This is a genomic window from Kosakonia arachidis (assembly GCF_900116535.1).
Lineage (GTDB): Bacteria > Pseudomonadota > Gammaproteobacteria > Enterobacterales > Enterobacteriaceae > Kosakonia > Kosakonia arachidis.
The window spans coordinates 33352-52710 of sequence record NZ_FPAU01000009.1; the positions used below are offsets into that span (position 1 = coordinate 33352).

Annotated in this window: 20 protein-coding genes; 6 read left to right on the forward strand and 14 right to left on the reverse strand. The window is 52.2% G+C overall.

Translation table 11 applies throughout. The features are described from left to right. Nucleotides 1–299: 299 nt before the first annotated feature. The 4 genes from BM427_RS22230 (at nucleotide 300) to fpr (ending at nucleotide 4634) form a co-directional block, all read left to right on the forward strand. Nucleotides 300–1148 carry an MIP/aquaporin family protein gene (locus tag BM427_RS22230; protein WP_090126019.1) on the forward strand — a complete coding sequence of 283 codons (849 nt, stop codon included), beginning with the start codon at nucleotides 300–302 and terminating at the stop codon, nucleotides 1146–1148. A 21-nt stretch (nucleotides 1149–1169) separates the two neighbouring features. Further along, a complete protein-coding gene (gene glpK, locus BM427_RS22235) occupies nucleotides 1170–2678 on the forward strand; it encodes a glycerol kinase GlpK (protein WP_090126022.1) in 1509 nt (502 codons plus the stop codon). Between the two features lie 102 nt (nucleotides 2679–2780). Beyond that, nucleotides 2781–3791 carry a class II fructose-bisphosphatase gene (gene glpX, locus BM427_RS22240; RefSeq protein ID WP_090126028.1) on the forward strand — a complete coding sequence of 337 codons (1011 nt, stop codon included), beginning with the start codon at nucleotides 2781–2783 and terminating at the stop codon, nucleotides 3789–3791. Nucleotides 3792–3887: 96 nt separating this feature from the next. Next, nucleotides 3888–4634, forward strand: a complete 747-nt coding sequence (fpr, locus tag BM427_RS22245) for a ferredoxin--NADP(+) reductase (RefSeq protein ID WP_090126031.1) — start codon at nucleotides 3888–3890, stop codon at nucleotides 4632–4634. On the opposite strand, the gene BM427_RS22250 is transcribed toward fpr, so the two are convergent. Further along, on the reverse strand, nucleotides 4635–5054 hold the full coding sequence (locus BM427_RS22250) for a DUF805 domain-containing protein (RefSeq protein WP_090126034.1): 420 nt from the start codon (nucleotides 5052–5054) through the stop codon (nucleotides 4635–4637). A 112-nt stretch (nucleotides 5055–5166) separates the two neighbouring features. Between BM427_RS22250 and BM427_RS22255 the strand changes: the two genes are divergently transcribed. Then, nucleotides 5167–5766 (forward strand): DUF1454 family protein, encoded by a 600-nt coding sequence (locus BM427_RS22255; protein WP_090126037.1) that lies wholly within the window; start codon nucleotides 5167–5169, stop codon nucleotides 5764–5766. Nucleotides 5767–5873: 107 nt separating this feature from the next. Beyond that, nucleotides 5874–6641, forward strand: a complete 768-nt coding sequence (tpiA, locus tag BM427_RS22260) for a triose-phosphate isomerase (protein WP_007369238.1) — start codon at nucleotides 5874–5876, stop codon at nucleotides 6639–6641. 37 nt (nucleotides 6642–6678) lie between these two features. Here tpiA and BM427_RS22265 read toward each other — a convergent pair whose 3' ends face one another. From BM427_RS22265 to BM427_RS22325, 13 genes are all read right to left on the reverse strand, one after another. Beyond that, complete coding sequence (locus BM427_RS22265) at nucleotides 6679–7983, reverse strand: SLC13 family permease (protein ID WP_090126040.1); 1305 nt, start codon at nucleotides 7981–7983, stop codon at nucleotides 6679–6681. A gap of 73 nt (nucleotides 7984–8056) precedes the next feature. After that, on the reverse strand, nucleotides 8057–8815 hold the full coding sequence (locus tag BM427_RS22270; RefSeq protein ID WP_090126043.1) for a CDP-diacylglycerol diphosphatase: 759 nt from the start codon (nucleotides 8813–8815) through the stop codon (nucleotides 8057–8059). Between the two features lie 124 nt (nucleotides 8816–8939). Next, nucleotides 8940–9929 carry a sulfate ABC transporter substrate-binding protein gene (locus BM427_RS22275; RefSeq protein WP_090126046.1) on the reverse strand — a complete coding sequence of 330 codons (990 nt, stop codon included), beginning with the start codon at nucleotides 9927–9929 and terminating at the stop codon, nucleotides 8940–8942. 146 nt (nucleotides 9930–10075) lie between these two features. Continuing rightward, the gene (gene pfkA, locus BM427_RS22280) at nucleotides 10076–11038 is read right to left on the reverse strand and encodes a 6-phosphofructokinase (protein ID WP_090126049.1); all 963 of its coding nucleotides are present in this window, start codon (nucleotides 11036–11038) and stop codon (nucleotides 10076–10078) included. Nucleotides 11039–11236: 198 nt separating this feature from the next. Beyond that, nucleotides 11237–12121, reverse strand: coding sequence for a CDF family cation-efflux transporter FieF (gene fieF / locus BM427_RS22285; RefSeq protein WP_090126052.1), 885 nt, complete (start codon nucleotides 12119–12121; stop codon nucleotides 11237–11239). Between the two features lie 165 nt (nucleotides 12122–12286). Continuing rightward, nucleotides 12287–14086: an LTA synthase family protein gene (locus tag BM427_RS22290; RefSeq protein WP_090126055.1), complete on the reverse strand. Its 1800-nt coding sequence runs from the start codon at nucleotides 14084–14086 to the stop codon at nucleotides 12287–12289. A 356-nt stretch (nucleotides 14087–14442) separates the two neighbouring features. After that, nucleotides 14443–15096 (reverse strand): hypothetical protein, encoded by a 654-nt coding sequence (locus BM427_RS22295; RefSeq protein ID WP_090126058.1) that lies wholly within the window; start codon nucleotides 15094–15096, stop codon nucleotides 14443–14445. Nucleotides 15097–15193: 97 nt separating this feature from the next. Then, a complete protein-coding gene (locus BM427_RS22300; protein ID WP_090126061.1) occupies nucleotides 15194–15412 on the reverse strand; it encodes a DNA-binding transcriptional regulator in 219 nt (72 codons plus the stop codon). An 80-nt stretch (nucleotides 15413–15492) separates the two neighbouring features. Then, complete coding sequence (locus tag BM427_RS22305; protein WP_090126064.1) at nucleotides 15493–17055, reverse strand: phage tail tape measure protein; 1563 nt, start codon at nucleotides 17053–17055, stop codon at nucleotides 15493–15495. Beyond that, the gene (locus BM427_RS22310) at nucleotides 17048–17167 is read right to left on the reverse strand and encodes a GpE family phage tail protein (protein ID WP_090126067.1); all 120 of its coding nucleotides are present in this window, start codon (nucleotides 17165–17167) and stop codon (nucleotides 17048–17050) included. Before BM427_RS22310 ends, BM427_RS22305 begins: the two co-directional genes overlap by 8 nt. A gap of 32 nt (nucleotides 17168–17199) precedes the next feature. Beyond that, on the reverse strand, nucleotides 17200–17475 hold the full coding sequence (locus BM427_RS22315) for a phage tail assembly protein (RefSeq protein WP_090126070.1): 276 nt from the start codon (nucleotides 17473–17475) through the stop codon (nucleotides 17200–17202). 61 nt (nucleotides 17476–17536) lie between these two features. After that, entirely contained in the window at nucleotides 17537–18055 is a 519-nt protein-coding gene (locus BM427_RS22320; protein WP_090126073.1) for a phage major tail tube protein, read from the reverse strand. A 13-nt stretch (nucleotides 18056–18068) separates the two neighbouring features. After that, on the reverse strand, nucleotides 18069–19259 hold the full coding sequence (locus tag BM427_RS22325) for a phage tail sheath protein (RefSeq protein ID WP_090126076.1): 1191 nt from the start codon (nucleotides 19257–19259) through the stop codon (nucleotides 18069–18071). Nucleotides 19260–19359 lie beyond the last annotated feature (100 nt).

Sequence of the window (19359 nt, forward strand, 5' to 3'; positions counted from 1 at the left end):
GAGCCACGCTGTTTGCGCTTTGCAACACTTTTCGTCCTCATCCTGGTGCAATAGCGGTGCGCGTCTTTACATTGTTAATAATGAGGTTACAAAAATGATTCAGCTCACATTTCGATATGGCACAAAAACACCCCAATTAGCGCGAAAACGCTCATTTTATTGACGCAGCACACACATTTTAATTTCGATATTTCTCGTTTTTGCTCGTTAACGATAAATTAACACTATGTCTACACGACATCATGGGAGACGTTGGCCCCATGCTAACAATAACCATTACTCTTTAGCAGGATCCGATTATGAGTCAGACATCAACCTTAAAAGGCCAGTGCATCGCCGAGTTTCTCGGAACCGGGTTGTTGATTTTTTTCGGTGTCGGGTGTGTCGCAGCACTGAAAGTAGCAGGCGCCACCTTCGGCCAGTGGGAAATCAGCATCATCTGGGGTCTTGGTGTGGCTATGGCCATCTACCTGACTGCAGGCGTTTCCGGCGCGCATCTTAACCCCGCGGTAACGATCGCACTATGGCTCTTCGCCAGTTTTGATGGGCGCAAAGTGGTTCCCTTCATCATTTCGCAGTTTGCCGGCGCGTTTTGCGCAGCGGCACTTGTTTACGGGCTTTACTACAACCTTTTCCTCGACTTTGAACACACGCACAATATGGTGCGGGGCAGTATAGAAAGCCTTGATTTAGCGGGTATCTTTTCAACCTACCCTAACCCGCACATCAACTTTGGGCAGGCCTTCGCCGTCGAAATGGTCATTACCGCTATTCTGATGGGCGTCATCATGGCGCTGGGCGATGATGGCAACGGCATTCCACGCGGGCCGCTGGCACCCCTGCTGATTGGCCTGCTGATTGCGGTTATCGGTGCGTCGATGGGGCCACTGACAGGCTTCGCCATGAACCCGGCACGTGATATCGGCCCGAAAACTTTCGCCTGGCTGGCAGGCTGGGGCGATGTTGCCTTTACTGGCGGCAAAGATATTCCCTACTTCCTCGTCCCGCTGTTCGGGCCGATCGTAGGCGCAGCGCTCGGCGCGTTCGGTTATCGTAAACTGATTGGCTGTCATCTGCCGTCAGGAACCAGTGAGGCGGCGGAAGAAAAAGGCACTGCCTCAACTACTCAACAAAAAGCTTCGCTGTAACGTGACTACGGGACTCTAACCATGACTAACAAAAAATATATCGTTGCGCTCGACCAGGGTACTACCAGCTCCCGCGCAGTTGTGATGGATCACGATGCCAACATCATCAGCGTTTCACAGCGCGAATTTGAACAAATTTACCCGAAACCAGGTTGGGTTGAGCACGATCCCATGGAAATCTGGGCATCGCAAAGCTCGACGTTGGTCGAAGTGTTAGCGAAAGCAGACATTAACTCCGACGAAATCGCCGCCATCGGTATTACCAACCAGCGTGAAACAGCCATCGTCTGGGAACGCGAAACCGGCAAACCAATCTACAACGCAATTGTCTGGCAGTGCCGTCGTACTGCCGAGATTTGCGAGCAGCTCAAACGCGACGGTATGGAAGAGTATGTGCGCAACACCACCGGCCTGGTGATTGACCCGTACTTCTCCGGCACCAAAGTGAAGTGGATCCTCGATCACGTTGAAGGCTCTCGTGAACGTGCGAAGCGCGGCGAACTGCTGTTCGGCACCGTGGATACCTGGCTTATCTGGAAAATGACGCAGGGCCGCGTTCACGTAACCGATTACACCAACGCTTCGCGTACCATGCTGTTCAACATCCACGCGCTGGACTGGGATGACAAAATGCTGGATGCGCTGGATATCCCGCGTGCCATGCTGCCGGAAGTGCGCAAGTCTTCAGAAGTGTACGGTCAGACCAACATTGGTGGTAAAGGCGGTACGCGTATTCCTATCGCCGGGATCGCCGGCGACCAGCAGGCCGCCCTGTTTGGCCAACTGTGCGTGAAAGAAGGGATGGCGAAAAATACCTATGGTACCGGCTGTTTTATGCTGATGAACACCGGCGAAAAAGCGGTAAAATCTGAGCACGGTCTGCTGACCACCATCGGCTGCGGCCCGAAAGGCGAAGTGAACTATGCGCTGGAAGGCGCAGTCTTTATGGCGGGGGCTTCTATCCAGTGGTTACGTGATGAAATGAAGCTGATCAGCGATGCATTCGACTCTGAATACTTCGCTACCAAAGTGAAGGACACCAACGGCGTGTACGTGGTTCCTGCCTTTACTGGCCTCGGCGCACCCTACTGGGATCCCTACGCACGCGGCGCAATCTTCGGCCTGACGCGTGGTGTGAACGCTAACCACATCATTCGCGCCACGCTGGAATCGATCGCCTATCAGACGCGTGATGTTCTGGAAGCGATGCAGGCAGATTCTGGTATTCGTCTGCACGCGCTGCGTGTAGATGGCGGCGCGGTGGCCAACAACTTCCTGATGCAGTTCCAGTCCGACATTCTGGGCACCCGCGTAGAGCGCCCGGAAGTGCGCGAAGTGACGGCGCTGGGCGCGGCTTATCTTGCTGGTCTGGCGGTCGGCTTCTGGCAGAATCTCGATGAATTGCAGGAAAAAGCGGTCATTGAACGCGAATTCCGCCCTGGCATCGAAACCACCGAGCGCAACTACCGTTACAGCGGCTGGAAAAAAGCCGTTAAACGCGCGCTGGCGTGGGAAGAACACGACGAGTAATCCTGCCTCCTCTCCCCTCTCCCGTTTGGGGGAGGGGATCAATCCTCTCGCCCCTCTCCCTGTGATAAACTTTGCGCAATTTCTTTCACTACAGAGTGTGTTATGAGACGAGAACTTGCCATCGAATTCTCCCGCGTTACCGAGGCTGCGGCGCTGGCTGGCTACAAATGGCTGGGACGTGGCGATAAAAACACGGCGGACGGCGCAGCGGTGAACGCTATGCGCATCATGCTCAACAATGTCGACATTGACGGTACCATCGTCATTGGCGAAGGGGAGATCGATGAAGCGCCAATGCTGTTTATCGGTGAAAAAGTCGGCACAGGAAAAGGCGACGCCGTGGATATCGCGGTCGATCCTATTGAAGGCACACGCATGACAGCAATGGGCCAGGCAAATGCGCTGGCGGTACTGGCTGTCGGCGATAAGGGCTGCTTCCTGAATGCGCCGGATATGTACATGGAAAAGCTGATTGTCGGCCCGGGCGCAAAAGGCGCTATCGATCTCAATCTGCCGCTGGCGGATAACCTGCGCAATGTCGCTGACGCGCTGAACAAGCCACTGGCTGAACTGACGGTCACCATCCTTGCCAAACCGCGACATGACGCAACGATCGCAGAGATGCAAAAGCTCGGCGTGCGCGTTTTTGCCATTCCCGACGGCGATGTGGCGGCATCTATTCTTACCTGTATGCCGGATAGCGAAGTCGATGTGCTGTACGGTATCGGCGGCGCGCCAGAAGGTGTGGTTTCCGCAGCGGTGATCCGTGCGCTGGATGGAGACATGCAGGGACGTTTACTGGCACGCCATCAGGTTAAAGGTGACAGCGAAGAGAACCGCCGCATCGGCGAGCAAGAGCTGAAACGCTGCCATGGCATGGGCATTCAGGCGGGCAACGTGCTGCGTCTGGACGATATGGCGCGTAGCGATAATGTGATTTTTGCGGCAACTGGCATCACGAAAGGCGATCTGCTGGATGGCATTACTCGCAAAGGTAATATCGCCACCACAGAAACGCTGCTGATCCGCGGGAAATCGCGCACGATTCGCCGCATTCAGTCCATCCACTACCTCGATCGCAAAGACCCGGATGTGCAACGCCACATCCTGTAAGGCTATTTGTTCAATTGAGCTTTCCAGCCCGCATGGGCTGGAAATCTCCCACCACAGGCACGAAGATAAGGCAACACAACTGAACAGGAGAAAACCATGGCGGAATGGGTAACAGGAAAAGTCATTAAGGTGCAGTTCTGGACCGATGCACTCTTTAGCCTCACCGTTCATGCCCCCGTTCAACCCTTCACTGCCGGGCAGTTTGCCAAGCTTGGTCTGGAAATTGACGGCGAGCGCGTTCAGCGCGCTTACTCCTACGTCAATGCGCCGAGTAACCCCGACCTTGAGTTCTATCTTGTCACCGTACCGGAAGGCAAACTGAGCCCACGCCTGGCGGCCCTGCAACCGGGAGACGAGGTGCAAATTGTCAGCGAAGCCGCCGGTTTCTTTGTGCTTGAGGAAGTACCGGACTGCGAAACGCTATGGATGCTGGCCACCGGTACCGCCATAGGGCCATATCTGTCGATTTTGCAGGAAGGCAAGGATCTGCAACGCTTTAAAAATCTGGTACTGGTGCACGCCGTGCGCTACGCCGCGGATCTCAGCTACCTGCCGCTGATGCTGGAGCTGCAACAGCGTTATGAAGGGAAACTGCGTATTCAGACGGTAGTCAGCCGGGAGACGATTTCCGGCTCGTTGACCGGACGTGTACCGGCGTTAATTGAAAGCGGTGTGCTGGAAAAAGCCGCCGGGCTGCCGATGAACACCGAAACCAGCCATGTGATGCTGTGTGGCAACCCGCAGATGGTACGCGATACCACACAACTCCTTAAAGATTCGCGGCAAATGACCAAGCACCTGCGCCGCCGACCGGGGCATATCACCGCGGAACACTACTGGTAATTAGCGATACTTCACTTCCTGCGTCTCTTTGCCGTATTTGTTTTCTCCCTGGGTGCCGACAAACGCGCCCAGGTCGATCAGCAGCATGACGATAATCACCACCGGAATCAGACGTCCCACCGCCCACTCCAGCGTGCCATTCAGCACTTCCCAGTGGCCGGAAAGCAGCATCCACGCCAGTACCATCAGCAATCCCCACGCACCATGACGGCCGCGATCGTGCAAACGTTTCACCATTACGCAGGCCGTCGGCCAGATGAGGCACACCAGAATAAACGCGGCCATCTGGAAATCGAGCGTTCCGCTGTTTGCCAGGGCAAATAACACTGTCATGCTCACTACCCAGAGGATGATCCAGACCCAAAAGTCGCGTCGACCAATGCGCCCTTTAAACGAAAACAACCACTGCTGTATACCCATGTAAGGTTCCTTATTATCGTAATGCTGCGTAGTTTACCCTGGCAGCGGGAGTTTTTGACAAGCCAGCCCGATATCGTTTTAATCGTGAGCATACTTTAGAGAGGGCGATGTAATGAAAGCATGGCGTTACCCGATTTTGCTGCTCTTCTCAGCGCTGCTCTTCGGCTCCACTGTTTGGGCGGAAGAGACACCTGCCACAGCAACCGCGCCCTACCTGCTGCCAGGCGCACCGACATTCGACCAGTCGATCAGCCAGTTCAGGGAAAAATTTAATACCGACAACCCGACGCTGGCACTGAACGAGTTTCGCGCTGTCGATAGCCGCAACGATCAAGCGAGCCTGACGCGCGCCGCAACAAAAATCAACGACAACCTTTATGCATCGACAGCGCTGGAGCGCGGTACGCTGAAAATAAAATCGATGCAAATCACCTGGCTACCGGTACAGGGTCCAGAGCAAAAAGCGGCGAAAGCGAAAGCCCAGGAGTATATGGCGGCGATAATTCGCGCGTTTTCCCCGACGATGACCACCACACAAAGCGGGCAAAAGCTGCAAAAATTGCTGAATAACGGCAAAAACAAACCGTACTACGCGGAAACAGAAGGCGCAGTACGTTATGTGGTAGCAGATAACGGCGAAAAAGGGCTGACCTTCGCTGTTGAACCGATTAAGCTGACGCTATCTGAATCACTTGAAGATAACAATAAATGACAAAAAGCAAAGCCTTTCAGGGGATGAATCTCTATACTGTTTCACAGACCATGCTGCCCTGAAGGGCGGCCATATTCCTTAATTCGCCAAGCGCGTGGAGAGTAAAAATGCGACATCCTTTAGTGATGGGTAACTGGAAACTGAACGGCAGCCGCCACATGGTAAACGAACTGGTTGCAAACCTGCGTACTGAGCTGGCTGGCGTAACGGGCTGCGCAGTCGCGATTGCACCGCCGGAAATGTACCTGGATCTGGCTAAACATGCCGCTGACGGTAGCCACATCATCCTGGGCGCGCAGAACGTCGACGTTAACCTGTCTGGTGCTTTCACCGGTGAAACCTCTGCCGAAATGCTGAAAGACATCGGCGCAAAATACATCATCATCGGCCACTCTGAACGTCGTACTTACCACGCAGAATCCGATGAATTCATCGCCAAAAAATTCGCCGTACTGAAAGCGCAGGGCCTGATCCCGGTACTGTGCATCGGTGAAACAGAAGCAGAAAACGAAGCGGGTAAAACCGAGGAAGTATGCGCACGCCAGATCGACGCCGTGCTGAAAACCCAGGGCGCGAGCGCGTTCGAAGGCGCAGTGATTGCCTACGAACCGGTTTGGGCGATCGGTACCGGCAAATCCGCGACTCCGGCGCAGGCGCAGGCAGTGCACAAATTTATCCGTGACCACATTGCTAAAGCAGACGCTAAAGTGGCTGAGCAAGTAATCATTCAGTACGGCGGTTCCGTGAATGCCGGTAACGCCGCAGAGCTGTTCACCCAGCCGGACATCGACGGTGCACTGGTTGGTGGCGCGTCCCTGAAAGCTGATGCTTTCGCAGTGATCGTCAAAGCAGCTGAAGCAGCAAAACAGGCATAATGCTTTTTACCCTCTCCCTATTGGGAGAGGGTTTTTCTTACAATCTCCCCAGTACGCGAAACCACGCATAGTCCAGCGGTAACAGCGCCAGATACGTCACCACTACCAGTGCCAGACAGAGCAGTATTCCCGCTCGAGCAGGCACTTTCCCGAGCGCCATTGCCACCACAATCGGCGACGCCTGATACGGCAACAGCGGTGTAGAGTAACCCAGCACCTGAATCATAATGACCGACAGCAGCGGGAACCCGGTCGCGTCAGAAAAACTCTGCGCCAGTGTAGTAAACAGCGCCGGAACACCGTTGGCTGTCATGATGAAATTGAGTGCCGTAGTGATGCCCGTCAGCGCAAGAAAACTGGTGAATGGGTTAGCCGGATCGAGCGGCATTACCCTCAGCAACGCCTCCCCGACCGCACTACCGATACCGGTTTGCGTCACCGTGATTGCTAAGCCCAAAATTCCGGCAACGTAGATACAGGTGCGGATATTCACCCCGGTAGAAAACTCGTCGCCATTGATAAAGCCGATGCCAGGAAGCAGGGTTACACAGGCCGCCGCCAACCCGATCCACGCTGGACCAATACCGTGCCAGCTCTCCGTCACCCACATCGTCAGCACTAAAGCCAGCAGCCACGCCAGCCGTTTCTCTTCCCGGCTAATTGGCGCAGAAATTGCCTCTTCACGCGGCACCTGAGGCTGCCCTGGAAACAGCCAGCAGATCAGGCCAATCAGGATCAATCCTTTCAGAATGCCCAGCACCGGCGTGTGCAATAGTAAGTAAGGAAGATAATTGAGATGAATACCATATGAGCCTTCCGCCGCGCCGCTCATCACCAGATTGGGGACGTTGGCGGGCAGAATTGTCGCCGACAGCTGAAATGTCCCAAAGCCGACCGCCAGCGCCAATCCGTACCATGACCGGGTACCCTCGTTGATACCGGCGCGTGCCGCCATTGCCGCAACAATCGGCATCAACAGCGCGATGCGTCCCATATTCGACGGCATGACAAAAGCCAGCGCATAACTCAACAGTACGACGCTGGCGACCATTTGCAGCCATGACGTCGTCAGCCTCAATGACAGCGCTCTCGCCGCCCGATCCGCTAACCCCGTTTTACGAATCGCCACCCCCAGCACAAAACCACTGAATACCAGCCAGAATGCCGAAGAGGCAAATCCGGCGAAGACCACTTCCGGCGGCGCGATTTTCGCCACCATAGCGGCCATAAAGAACAACAACGCAGTAATAAACTCCGGTAACAGCGAGGTTGCCCACAGTACAATGGTGATGCCGACAATTAACGAGGAAAGGAACAGAGGGTGAGTAAGCCAGAGCGACATGCCTGTCTCCTGTAGATTTTTTCAGCAAGTCTACGGCGACAGACACGTTGAGTAAACGCGAATTATAGTGGGGTTATTTGAGGATATCGCATTGATGATCCTGAATTTCCTCCGCAGAAGCACGATTAAGCGCCAGCAGATTACGCCCGGTTGCCAGTAGCACAAACGAACCGTCAGCCTGTCGCGCCATCGCCAGTGCAAAACGCCCCATATGTGCTTTTGCTTCCGGGACTTCCTCCGCCAACATAAGGAATGGGCTGCGTTGCACCAACTCAGCTTCCGTCACGCGTCGGGCCAAATATTGATGGCCGAGCAAGCCGCCCGGGAACTGCAGCCACTGACTGCTAATACGCACTGCATTGTCATTTAACTGCCGACGTACATCGGGGCGCAGGCAGGAGATGTGAATGTGAAAGTGGTTTTGTGTACGCCCCGTGCGGGAGTTGATGGTCAGAGAGATAGCATTATCCGGCACTTCGCTGCCGCGCAGTTTGCTCATCACATCACGGGATTGCCACGCCTGCCAGAAGAAGTTTGGTGTTGTCACTTGCAGCAACAGCGGGCTTTCCATGCCGTTGATGCGATAAGTCGGCATCAACAGAAATTGCAGCGGCCCATTGCGATCTTTCATCAGCACGTAACCACTTTTCAGATTCACCTGCGCACAGGGAGCTGGCGAATTATGTTCGCGGGCATTTGGCAGGCATTGCCCGATAACGATCTGCCGCAACGCATCCGGATTGCCGCGACCTTTAAACCAGTATGCAGTTCCCGCGCCTGCCAGAACAACCAGCACTAACAGGGCAATGATAAGACGACGTACTGTTTTCATATTTCCGCTTCCTTTGCTGAAAGAACCGGAATGATAGCGCAAAACAGTAGTGAAGTCGGAAATCCTGGATTTTACGCAGGCGCAAAAACAACATTGCCCTCAAAAGAGGGCAATGTCTGGAGGATTAACGTTTGCTAATTTGGTCGAACGTACCGCCGTTAGAGAAATGCTCTTTTTGCGCTTTGGCCCAGCCACCAAACTCATCATCAATGGTAAAGAGTTTCAGTTTCGGGAACTCACTTGCATATTTCGCGGCAATTTGCGGATCACGCGGGCGATAGAAGTTCTTCGCAACGATCTCCTGACCTTCCGGCGAGTAAAGATATTTCAGGTAGGCTTCAGCCACCTTCCCGGTGCCTTTTTTCTCGACAACTTTATCAACGACAGAAACTGTTGGCTCAGCGAGGATCGATTCACTCGGTGTCACAATTTCAAATTTGTCTTTTCCCAGTTCGTTGGTTGCCAGTAGCGCTTCGTTTTCCCACGCAATCAGCACATCGCCAATGCCGCGTTCAACAAAGGTACTGGTCGCGCCACGAGCGCCGGAATCCAGCACTTCAACGTTTTTATACAGCGCTTTCACGAACTCCTGCGCTTTTGCCTGATCGCCATTGTTCTGGTGCAGAGCGTAGCCCCAGGCAGCCAGATAGTTCCAGCGTGCGCCGCCGGAACTTTTCGGGTTCGGCGTAATAACGGAAACGCCCGGTTTTACAAGATCGTTCCAGTCATGAATCTGTTTCGGGTTGCCTTTACGTACCAGGAAGACGATGGTTGAGGTATATGGCGCGGAGTTGTCCGGTAGGCGTTTGATCCAGTTTTTATCAATGCGACCGCGTTCAGCGATAGCGTCAACGTCATAAGCCAGTGCCAGTGTCACAACATCGGCATCAATACCGTTAATCACCGAGGTCGCCTGTTTACCAGAGCCACCGTGAGATTGACGGATCACAACATTATCGCCGGTCTCTTGCTTCCAGTGTGCGCTAAACGCTTTGTTGTACTGTTCGTACAACTCACGCGTTGGATCGTAAGACACGTTTAATAACTGGATGTCCTTAGCCAGAACGCTGGTGGAAGCCAGCAGTAAAGTAATCCCTACGCCCCATTTATTCATCGCCCACTCTCTTTGGTTATCTATTTTGATAAAACCAGCCTGCCAGAAAGATAATCAATGATTAAAGAATAAAAAAAGATTGGCTATAACTATGAGGAATAAATAAATCTAAAAAAACGCCCTCACTGTGAGGACGTTTCGCACGATTAATAAAGTTTCTTCGCGCAGTCCAGCCAGTCGCCTTTGAACGGACGCTTCATGTTCTCAATAGCGTCGATAATGTCGTGGTGAACCATTTTTTCGTTCTGGATACCGACGCAGCGACCGCCAAAGCCCTGCAGCAGCAATTCAATAGCGTAAGAACCCATACGGGATGCCAGAATGCGATCGTAAGGCACCGGAGAACCGCCGCGTTGAATGTGGCCGAGAACGGTCGCACGCGTTTCGCGCTGTGTTTCGCTTTCGATGTATTTCGCCAGCTCGTCAATGTCGCAGATATGCTCAGTGATCGCCACAATCGCATGTTTTTTACCTTTGGCGATACCGGCTTTGATTTCTGACACCAGATCTTCGCGGTTGAATTCTACTTCCGGCAGAACAATAAACTCACAGCCGCCAGCAATTGCCGCAGCCAGAGTCAGGTCACCGCAGTAACGGCCCATCACTTCAACGATGGAGATGCGCTGGTGGGAAGAAGAGGTGTCACGCAGGCGGTCTATCGCTTCAACGACGGTTTGCAGCGCGGTGAAATAACCGATGGTGTAGTCCGTTCCCGCAACGTCGTTATCGATGGTGCCCGGTAGACCAATGCACGGAAAACCCATTTCTGTCAGGCGCTTGGCACCCATGTAAGAACCATCGCCGCCAATAACAACCAGGGCGTCAATGCCGCGCTTTTTCATGTTCTCAATAGCCACGGCACGGACATGCTCTTCGCGAAACTCAGGGAAGCGAGCAGAGCCGAGGAAGGTACCGCCGCGGTTGATCATATCCGACACGCTGTAGCGGTCGAGTTGAATCATGCGGTCTTCGTACAGGCCGAGGTAACCATCATAGATACCAGCAACTTCCAGACCTTCTGTTAATGCGGCACGGACGACCCCGCGGATCGCGGCATTCATGCCTGGCGCATCACCGCCACTTGTCAACACACCGATTTTTTTAATCATGACTACCTCTGAACTAGGAATGCAAAATAAATTCTGTGGCCCGAAGCGACTCCCCACGGGAGCGAACAACTATGCTGCAAATAGTATATCAATCACTGCTTGCTGAATTGATTCAGGTCAGCCCAACTGGCGGTAATTTATACACAAAAACGGGTCTGGCTCATTTTTTTACATTGAAATACGAATGCACTGTTGCGCTTAACGTCCCTGAGGGACGACTGAGCAGGGATCCAGGTGAATAATCACATCCGATCCCGGAAAACGTTGCAAAATGGCTAACTCTACCTGCTCAGCCACGATATGCGCCTGAACCAACGGCAAATTATCGTCCATTTCTAAATGTATTTGAATAAAGCGGGTCGGTCCTGACTGCCGCGTGCGAAGATCGTGCGCGCCGCTAACGCCGGGCCAGGCAATGACGATATCAATAATCTCCCGGCGCTCTTCGTCGGGTAACGCTCTGTCAAGCAACGCCTGAACCGCTTCATACCCCATGCGTAACGCGCTATACAGAATATAGCTGCCGATCCCCAGTGCAAACAGCGCATCAGCACGGCGCCAACCGTACCAGGACAGACCAAGCGCGATGAGAATTGCACCGTTCATCATAACATCAGACTGATAATGAAGCATATCCGCCCGCACCGCCTGGCTGTGGGTTTTACTTACCACCCAGCGCTGAAAAGTGACTAATATCACAGTACTGAATAACGCTACTAGCGTGACGGTAATACCAATCCCGGCAGCACGAAGCGGTTCGGGGCTGGCCAGATGCTGGATACCGGTCAAAAACAGAAACAGCGCCGAGCCAGAAATAAACATACTTTGCGCCAGTGCGGCCAACGACTCCGCTTTACCATGCCCGAAAGTGTGTTCTTCATCAGCGGGCTGCAACGAGTAACGCACCACTAACAGGTTGGTCAACGATGCCGCAATATCCACCAAAGAATCCACCAACGCCGCCAGTATGCTGACCGACCCGGTGAACCACCATGCAAAAATTTTAATTAACAGTAGTGACGATGCCATGACGGTCGCCGCGACTGCCGCCCTGGTAATCAGCCGCCCATAGGATTGATTCATAAATGCTCCTGCTTTGCCGTGCGGGAATTATAACGGATGGCATCGGTGGGGATAGTATGAGTAAGCGTAAGATTGTTTGATAGTGCAGTGCATTGCAGGAGGAATAGCGTTGACCTGTCAGGGATTGATTGCCTGGTCACCACAGACAATCAATCCCGGGCCATTTTATTCTTTTACATTTTCAAACAATGAAACGGCATAAACCCATGAAGGTACACTGTTTATCAGGTCAAGGTACCCACTATGGTCACTATATAGCGGATCCTGGCAACCGTGTCTCTGTGTATAATTAACGGAGAACATACCTGAACTTATAAAATATTTATCCGCAAGTGCAGCCACGCAGAAATAGGGTTTCTTATTAGCGTCCTGTACAAATTTTGCAACGGCATTCTGATCGCTGGATTTAACAAAAACAGGAACATCACCAAGGTCTAATGGGGTAGCATTAGTTTTAAAAGTAAAATCCTCATCCTTGCTGCCAGTAGCAGAGAACAAATTATGTGGAAGTACATTATGTTCATAAAAATATTTATTAAGCGCTGGTTTATGGTCACCATAAACAATAATCACCGCGTCTTTATCTATCTCCTGTACCTGTTGAGCAAAATCAGTCAAACGGGAGATAGATTCTGCCACTTCATATTTATAAACGGTTTCACCAGAATCATTGAGATGTGGAAAAGGACCATGAGTACCCATGGTAATGAGATTCATAAAAATGGGTTTTCCCTGCTTCTCTCGAAGCATTTTTAATGCTGAGCGGTAAAGTACAATGTCATCTGTTTGCCACTGCCAAGACTTCTTATTTTTTGCAATTTCGACTGGCACGTCACCCATTTGAGTTATATCGACAAATTCATCAAAACCAAATTTACGGTAGACATCACCTCTGCGCCAGAATGATCGGTTATTGTTATGGGCTGCAAATGCATAGTAATTTTTACGTTTTAAGGCGCTAGCAAAAGACTCGGTATTATCCTTAAAAATATCAACGTACTCCTGGTAAATGATACCAGAAAGATGCTGACTCGTGCTTGGTAAGCCGGTAAGCATTTCAAATTCAATGTTAGCTGTGCCTGCACCATAGTGTGGAGATGTTGCCCGCATGGCCGTAAAGCCATTATCCATAAGGGGCTGATAAAGGTCTTTAAAATTATTATCATCGTACCAACAAGATTCACACAAAATAAATATTACCGTCTTCTTCCCGGGTTCACTTTTAGCATATGTAGTACGCAGAGATAGGTACTCTTTGACGTTATCTTTTTTTAATCCAGGAGCTGAACGACGAACGCTAGTCTGAATTAGATGCATAGGTAATCCATGGCGTTTAACGTTGCCAGGCCAATCCCATGAAATATAATAAACATCATATTTATTGGTGAGTCTGTTTGCATTCTCTACTATCCAATCCGGTAGACCACCTATTGCATTTGAATAAGGTGAAAAAAACATAGGTGTGGTAAACACCAAAAATAAAATAACAGCCAGCTTATTAGATTTAGGGGATTTTAATTTCCGATCCAAAAAAAACAAGAGCAGCCCAGTAAGAATCGCGCCGGCACAAAGTATTATATTATCAACAGAAAGATATTTTGAGGCCAGGGAAATATTGGATCCAGCAACAATGTCATTAAAGGATAGAGGTTCATCAGTTAGTGATATTTTCGTCATATTAATAAACGAAATAATTGCTGAAACCAAAGCTATTAAATAAAGGGAAAAAAGAACTCTGAGATTAATCAACCTAAGGATAAGGTAAATAAAAATAACTGGTACGGACATCCAGTACATTCTAATCATCTCATGTCGATTAATACCATATGGGCTATCACCGATGATACCCAAGACCATTTTCAAAAAACAAATTATAACTGAAACACATAACGCCTCTACTATCAGTCCCTTAATAAAACAAAAACTATATTTTTTTAAATTAATATTTCTCAATTTCTCGATCATTTACCGAAATCCACCAATAGAGTTTATGTATCTCGTCGTCTACATATCATCTTGATGATATATCAAAAAAATGTGGAGAAAAATGGTGTTATGAGGTTCCGCGCGTTTAGTGAGGATAAAAGGTAAAATTTAGATAGAAAAGCGCCTCCTACCACTATCGTAAGTTAGCGGCTCAGGGCTTAACAGTAAGCCATAGATAAAAAAAACCCCCACATCATGTGGGGGAAGACAGGGATGGTGTTTTAGCATCAGACCTATCTTAATGAAATAAAAGGATTTATTTCTTGTAATGTCCACACATTGACCACATCGACAAAGAGCCCTGTAGTACATCAGGGCTCTTTTCATCTCAGCGTTTAATCTTTTGTAAAATTAGCTTTACCGCTCTGTTGAAGCTCAGCGAGAGGCAGAACCCTTCTATAGACCGCTAAGAGCATTTTTAACTGTACTAGTTCGTCTGCACCAGAAAGTAAAACCAGATTTTTTCGTTGTTCTTCACTAAGTGACATCACTGATTCAAGTGCTTTAACGGCTTCACGGACTCTTTTTATTTCAAGCTGCTCATTTTCCAAGCGTAGTTTTTCTGATTTCAGCTTAGCCCACTCACGTTGCCTATAAGTACGCATAATCTGATCAACAACCTTGTTAGCAGCCAATATGCTAGCTCCAATTGCCGTTACTAGTCCGGCAACTTGCCAAGCTATATCTGTTAGCGCTGAGAGTTCTATAAACCCAGGAGAGGCATACTGTATTTTTTTTACAACGGGGCGATAATCAGATGGAGTGCTACTGTAAACACTTCTAAAAAAATTAACGACACTATGCCCGCCTTCCCAAGGCATAGTAGAGTAGCCCTTCGGTATTCCCCCAGATTGGAGCTGTTTGGCAACAATTTTCTGACGTTCTCTTAAAGAGTAAAAGAAGCCGTAAAGCTGTAGATATTCTTTCGTTAAAACAGCAAAGTCAGCCAACTCCCAGCGCCTATCAAGCTCTATTATTACTTTTTCCATTTTTGACCATCATTTAGTAGGTTAGTGCTTAAAAAGCAATCTACTCAAGATCAGGTAAATAGCAAATCCTAACGTGAGTGACGATCTCTGCTTATTATTACATCCACAAAGTTTGCTGCCCCGATGAAGTCGGATGCGGTCTGACTGGCTGCACTTCGCCAGGCTTCACGATATAGCGCTGTACTGACTCCAGCGTGACAAACGTCGCACTACAGTTAACGTTTTGGCATTGATGATAACGTTCCTTGGTGGTATCGGTCATGTAACGACTGGTACGCGCATGGGCGGCATGTTGGCATAACGGGCAATGGAACATAATGAGCACCTCGACGGTTTGAGTAATGTCGAAATTTTACGACAAAAAACCTTATATAACAAAAAGTTAAATTAATTGTGTCACTCATCATTTTCTGATTCGTACTCAACCTCAGAAAGCTTTATTTCGAGCTCTAAGCCCGTCGTGAAGCCATTATTATTGAGGTTATGAGTCACCCTACTAATCAACCACGCCTGCTCATCTATGACGCTCTTAAACCCTGAGACTTTCACCGGCGTTTCCGGGTAGAGATCGGCACGCCCGACGGCCAGATTTATCGAGAACTCCGCGACACCGCGCTGTAGCTTGTCCCACTTCGCCTGCGCCGCCCGCATGGCCTGGGCTTTTGTGGCGAACACCGTTGTAAGCGCAAACACGTTATCCGCCTCACCGGCCAGATATTCTCCCTCGCGGGCTTCCGGGACTTTAGTTTCCTTCTTTTTAGCTTTGGCTTTCGGGTGCTGTAGTGCGCGTAAATGCTGCTCTTTGGGCTTGCGCTTCACCTTCACTTTTTTCGGTTTCGGGTCTTTGGTATGAAGCCACTGAGCCGTAACACCGGTATAAGCGCCCCGGTCTGCAATCGAAAACTGGTGCCGGTCGCCATCACTGCGGGTGATCATCACCTGCGGAATGGGCCTGCCGCTGGCGGTTGTGGCATTCCCGGCTTTGAGAAACAGCAATTTCCCCGCCTTGACCGACACCTCGCCGCCGTTCCGGTCAGCCAGCCGCGTCAGGAATTTGGCGTCGGATTCCTGCGTCTGGTCGATATGCGGGATATGAATCCCGGCCAGCGCCGGAATGACACTCGCGGTCAGTTTGTTACGTGCGGCGATCGCTGCCACGACACCGCCTTTGGCGATAATGATTTGCGCCCCGGCGGCATCGTCAGCCGAGGCGGCGGTGTTGTCGCCGAGCTGGCGCGCCTGTTTGCGCAGTGCGGCCATCTCTGCCGAGTCTTTACCCACGCCAAGCACCGCCTGAAGCTCCGAGTTCTTTTGCGCAAAGTCATAGCCCGGTTTCAGCAGCGCCGTTCCCGCCAGCGTGGCGGTTGTCGCTATTCCCACCCCTGCCGCGCCCACCGCTGCCGCGTTACCGGCGAGCGCCTTCCCGGCCTGATAGCGCTGCTTAACCCGGCTCAGTTTCTCCTGTTGCGCACTGACACGCGCCAGCGCCTCACGCTGCCGGTTAAGCTGTGACGTGGTTTCACCAATACTGGTTTTCAGGCGACGCTCATCAGCGGCCAGCGTGCGGGTGTTTATCCCGGCAAGGCTGAGCTCCTGCCGCTGACGCTGCACGGATTCACGCAGGCTGTTGTGTTTAAGCTGGAGCGCGGCGGCGCTTTTGCGTGCCGTCTCCATCGCCTGCGCCTGCGCGCGGGTCGGGTTTTCGGTCTGTTTAAATGCCACGGCCAGCGCGGCGGCCTCCTGTTTCGCTTTTTCGAGCGACTGGCCGGTCACGGCAAGCTGTGCGCGGGCCCTGCGAAAACCCTCTATTTTTGATGCCTGGCTGTTGAGCTCACGTAACGTGGTTTGCGTCGCCCGCATCCCTCCGGCCAGTTCCTTGCTGGCCTTGTCGATGGATTTTAACGGGCGGGTTGCCTGGTCAACAGCCTTGAGTAATACCTGTAATTTCACACTACTCATTCGTGTTTCCGCTTCGCTGGATGGCTTTTTCTCGCCATGTAATGAGCTCTGTCAGGCTCAGGAGATAGAGCTCTGAGGGCGGCCAGTGAAAAATCACCGCAATATCCGCCATCAGGTCATCAACAGTGAGTGTGTCGGGGAAATTTACTGCGCCGAACTCGGCGACAAAAAACCGATCACCTTACCCGCCAGCGCCACAAGGTCGGGCAGTTCCAGCGCGGCGACTTCCTGCTCGGTCAGTGACGGCGCGGTGACGCGGGGCAGCACTTTAATCAGGGCATCGACGTCGGAGTTAGCCACCGCAGCAAGGCTGACACCGCGCAGCGTTCCGGCATTCGGTTTAATCAGGGTGATGGTGTCGATAGTCTGCCCGCCGCGCTGAACAGGATTTTCCAGGGTGATCACGTTGTCGTTATTCATAATTTTCTCTTCTTAACCGGGTTTCAGGATGAACCGGCCAGCGCACCGGCCGGGGTGAAAATTACAGGCCGATATTGCGGCGGTGCTGTTCCAGCCGGTCGGTGCCGTTGACCTTCTCCACCATGTTGAGGGTGTCGATTTCAACCAGCTCCCTGCCGTCCATCGTCAGTTTGAAATAGGTACAGACGACCGAAATTTTCGCTTCGGTGTCTTCGCCGGGTTTGTTCTCGCCGGTGTCGATTTCTTTCTGACGGCCACGCATCACCACTTCAACGGCGACCGTTTCGCCGGTGTCGTCGCGCTGGAAGGAACCGGCAAAACGCACCGGCACGGCATCAACGCCGGTTGCGCCGTACAGCTCCCAGATAACCGGATCCGGGAAACCGCCGAGCGACCATTCCATCGACAGGGCATCATCATCGAGACCGAGGTCAACCGGCGCGACGCCGTTCATCCCCGCCCCGCGATAGTTTTCGAGCTTGCGCGTCAGCTTCGGCAGAGTGATCGACTTCGCGATACCCTGATAGCTGTAGCCATTGAGAAACACATTCATGTATTTCAGCTTGCGTGGCATTGCCATTCAGTCAGGCTCCTTAATTGCTGTTTACTGAGGAAACCAGCGTCGCCAGATATTTATCGGTGATGCGCTGGCGCAGGGTCAGATTTTCCAGTGGGGGAACCGGCGTATAGTCATAATCGATATACAGTTTCCCGGCTTTCAGGGTTTCCGCGTCGTTGGCGTCCTCGTCAAACCAGCAGGTCGCATCCACAATGTAGCTGTTACTTTTCAGCTCACGGAATTTGGCGTTGATGCCATCCACGATGTCGCGGATCAGCGTCGCGGTGATCGGCTTATCCACCGCCCACATGTGCGCTTCGGCCATCGTGTCAGCGATAACCTGCGCCGTGCGGGTGTAGTTCTCAAACAGGAAAAGCGGGTCATCGGAGCAGGTGCGGTTGCCCCAGAAGCGAAAACCGTCCTTGCGGATAAGCGTGGTCACACCCGCCTCGTTAAGCAGGTCGGCATCGGTGCCGGGCTCCTGCAAATCCCAGAACACCGACGCACTGACGCCGGTCACACCGTTGACGCCGACGTTAGACAGGGTTTTATGCCAGCCGACCGACTGGTCGATGTACGCGCGCAGACCGAGGGCGCGGGCGGTGGCGTATGCCGTGGTGGTCGCATTTTTCACGGTGTCCCAGGCGAGAAAATCCGGCCAGATAACCATGAGCTCACGCTGGCTGAAATTGTCGCGGTATCGGATGGCATCAGAGAGGGTTTTGCAGCCCCACGCGCTGACGTAGCCGAATGCGCGCAGCTTCTGGCAAACGGGCGCAAGCGCGGTCGCCACCTGGAGTGTATCGAAACCCGGTACACCGAGGATGCGGGGTTTTACGCCGGTCACCGCCTCGGCGGTCAGCAGCGCTTTCAGGCCGGTGTATTTGCCGTTCTCGTCCGTGGTGCCGATGATGTTGGAAATGGTCTGCGCGAGCGCCGCCTCTTCATCGTCGCCGGTGCCCTCGGCAACGCGCACAACGACAATCACCGGTTTTGCCTGGTCGGCGATGGCCTGTAATGATGCCGCCAGCGTGCCTTTTTTACCGGCCTTTGCGATGGCGCTTTGTACACTGGTAATCAGCACCGGCTCGTTAAGGGGAAAGGTCGCGGCATCGGCATCGCTGGCGGTACAGACCATGCCGACAATGGCGGTCGAGACCGTGGAAATGACGCGCGTGCCGTCGTTGATTTCGACGACCTGCACGCCATGATGATAATCACTCATCCGTTTAACTCCGTGGGGTTGGGGTGAGTGTTATTGTCCGGGCTGCGCGGGTGCGGAGCTATTTATCAGGGTTGGCGGGCGTGAGGGACAACAGCAAACA

Bases quoted from the DNA above. Each gene is read 5' to 3' on its own strand.
- BM427_RS22270 (WP_090126043.1), bottom strand. From the start codon at position 8,815: ATGAAAACAGTACGTCGTCTTATCATTGCCCTGTTAGTGCTGGTTGTT.
- BM427_RS22255 (WP_090126037.1), top strand. From the start codon at position 5,167: ATGAAAGCATGGCGTTACCCGATTTTGCTGCTCTTCTCAGCGCTGCTC.
- pfkA (WP_090126049.1), bottom strand. From the start codon at position 11,038: ATGATTAAAAAAATCGGTGTGTTGACAAGTGGCGGTGATGCGCCAGGC.
- BM427_RS22310 (WP_090126067.1), bottom strand. From the start codon at position 17,167: ATGGCGGATATTGCGGTGATTTTTCACTGGCCGCCCTCAGAGCTCTAT.
- glpK (WP_090126022.1), top strand. From the start codon at position 1,170: ATGACTAACAAAAAATATATCGTTGCGCTCGACCAGGGTACTACCAGC.
- tpiA (WP_007369238.1), top strand. From the start codon at position 5,874: ATGCGACATCCTTTAGTGATGGGTAACTGGAAACTGAACGGCAGCCGC.
- BM427_RS22295 (WP_090126058.1), bottom strand. From the start codon at position 15,096: ATGGAAAAAGTAATAATAGAGCTTGATAGGCGCTGGGAGTTGGCTGAC.
- BM427_RS22275 (WP_090126046.1), bottom strand. From the start codon at position 9,929: ATGAATAAATGGGGCGTAGGGATTACTTTACTGCTGGCTTCCACCAGC.
- glpX (WP_090126028.1), top strand. From the start codon at position 2,781: ATGAGACGAGAACTTGCCATCGAATTCTCCCGCGTTACCGAGGCTGCG.
- BM427_RS22230 (WP_090126019.1), top strand. From the start codon at position 300: ATGAGTCAGACATCAACCTTAAAAGGCCAGTGCATCGCCGAGTTTCTC.
- BM427_RS22315 (WP_090126070.1), bottom strand. From the start codon at position 17,475: ATGAATAACGACAACGTGATCACCCTGGAAAATCCTGTTCAGCGCGGC.
- BM427_RS22325 (WP_090126076.1), bottom strand. From the start codon at position 19,259: ATGAGTGATTATCATCATGGCGTGCAGGTCGTCGAAATCAACGACGGC.
- BM427_RS22265 (WP_090126040.1), bottom strand. From the start codon at position 7,983: ATGTCGCTCTGGCTTACTCACCCTCTGTTCCTTTCCTCGTTAATTGTC.
- BM427_RS22305 (WP_090126064.1), bottom strand. From the start codon at position 17,055: ATGAGTAGTGTGAAATTACAGGTATTACTCAAGGCTGTTGACCAGGCA.
- fieF (WP_090126052.1), bottom strand. From the start codon at position 12,121: ATGAATCAATCCTATGGGCGGCTGATTACCAGGGCGGCAGTCGCGGCG.
- BM427_RS22320 (WP_090126073.1), bottom strand. From the start codon at position 18,055: ATGGCAATGCCACGCAAGCTGAAATACATGAATGTGTTTCTCAATGGC.
- BM427_RS22290 (WP_090126055.1), bottom strand. From the start codon at position 14,086: ATGATCGAGAAATTGAGAAATATTAATTTAAAAAAATATAGTTTTTGT.
- BM427_RS22250 (WP_090126034.1), bottom strand. From the start codon at position 5,054: ATGGGTATACAGCAGTGGTTGTTTTCGTTTAAAGGGCGCATTGGTCGA.
- fpr (WP_090126031.1), top strand. From the start codon at position 3,888: ATGGCGGAATGGGTAACAGGAAAAGTCATTAAGGTGCAGTTCTGGACC.
- BM427_RS22300 (WP_090126061.1), bottom strand. From the start codon at position 15,412: ATGTTCCATTGCCCGTTATGCCAACATGCCGCCCATGCGCGTACCAGT.